Origin of the sequence: Cereibacter changlensis JA139 (assembly GCF_003034985.1) — a bacterium.
Lineage (GTDB): Bacteria > Pseudomonadota > Alphaproteobacteria > Rhodobacterales > Rhodobacteraceae > Cereibacter > Cereibacter changlensis.
The window spans coordinates 1-1,221 of the sequence record NZ_PZKG01000351.1 but is presented as its reverse complement, the minus strand read 5'-3'; the positions used below and the strand labels follow the sequence as shown (position 1 = coordinate 1,221).

Genomic DNA, 1,221 nt, shown 5'->3' with positions numbered 1-1,221 from the left:
AAAGCCGTGAAGATGACCTGCCCGAGCCCGGTCGTCACCGACACCACCCCCAGCGACCGGATCAGTTTCACGTCGAGCTTGATGCCGACCAGGAACAGGAGCACGGCGATCCCGAGTTCCGACAACAGGTCGATCTGCGCATCCGACCGGACGACATCCAGCGCCGAGGGCCCCGCTACCAAGCCGACGGCGATGAAGCTGACGATCAGCGGCTGCCGCGTCAGCGCGCCGACGAGCCCGATGCCGGCAGCCATCACCAGAAGCAGGGCCACTTCGGCAAAAGGGGTCAGGTCCGCCACTATGCCTGCGCCCCGGCCGGTTGCGCGGCCAAACCGACGCCCTGCCTTTGTGGCGCGGTCTGATGGGTCGACAGAAACGCCCGCAAATCAGTGTTGGCGATGCGCCAGCCCTTGCCGATGTCGATGGCGCGCAGATCGCCGGCCTTGATCCAGTGACGCACGGTCGCCTCGGCGACTTTCAGGCGGTCGGCGACCTCCTTGACGGTCTGATACTGATCCTGTGGCATGTTCCCTGCTTCTGCCCTGGTTTTGTCGAGAATAGCGCAGGGTTGTCGCCTTTGATTGACTTGCATCAATCCCGCGCGCCCGTAGACCCGATTGGTGGCGCGGGGCCGCGGTCAGACCTGCGGCCCGCATGCAAAGCGCGAGCGACGCGGCGTCTTTGGCGAGTCTCTGCACTGCGCCGCAGCGCTAAAGGCGGAATCTGGAAGACAAAGGCGGTGATGCAGTCTTCCAGGATGCCGGCGGCCAAGACCAACTTACGCACCGACTAGGCAAGGTCGGTGATCGTGGCGAGGATCGGCAGTGACGCTGCGGCGAGCCACGACGCAGCACGGGCGTCCGGGCGAGTCACTTCTCACGGCTCCGCTCAATCATCCCGATGATGCTGCCGGTGAGGTTCAACTGGCCTGCCTTGTGCCTGCGGGTGAAGGCGCGCAGCGCGCCTCCTGGCGAGTGGATCGGCCTCGAGGAGCGATACTGGCCGGCGTCGATGACGATCACCGACAGCGCCGCTTCAATTGGCCCCATGGCGTTGCAGGCATCGTCCCAGGCTGACTGATTGATGCCCAGCTCTCGCAGCATCAACTCGGCCGCGCGGATGAAGTCGAGTGCGTCAGGCAGGGCTCGATCCCCCTTCACCGTATCGAGGTAGAGCCGCATGTTGTCGGAACAGGCCGCATAAACCTGCCTTGGCTTGAAG

At 64.6% G+C, this 1,221-nt stretch carries 3 protein-coding genes; all 3 read right to left on the bottom strand.

Annotation, left to right across the window (positions count from 1 at the left end; genetic code table 11):
- Positions 1–299 (bottom strand): cation:proton antiporter domain-containing protein (locus tag C5F48_RS23985; protein WP_258186587.1); only part of this gene is annotated, 299 nt, incomplete at its 3' end.
- Positions 299–526: a helix-turn-helix domain-containing protein gene (locus C5F48_RS23980; protein WP_107666150.1), complete on the bottom strand. Its 228-nt coding sequence runs from the start codon at positions 524–526 to the stop codon at positions 299–301. The genes C5F48_RS23980 and C5F48_RS23985, both read right to left, overlap by 1 nt.
- Before the next feature lie 343 nt (positions 527–869).
- A partial coding sequence (gene repC, locus C5F48_RS23975) for a replication initiation protein RepC (protein ID WP_258186586.1) occupies positions 870–1,221 on the bottom strand: 352 nt, incomplete at its 5' end.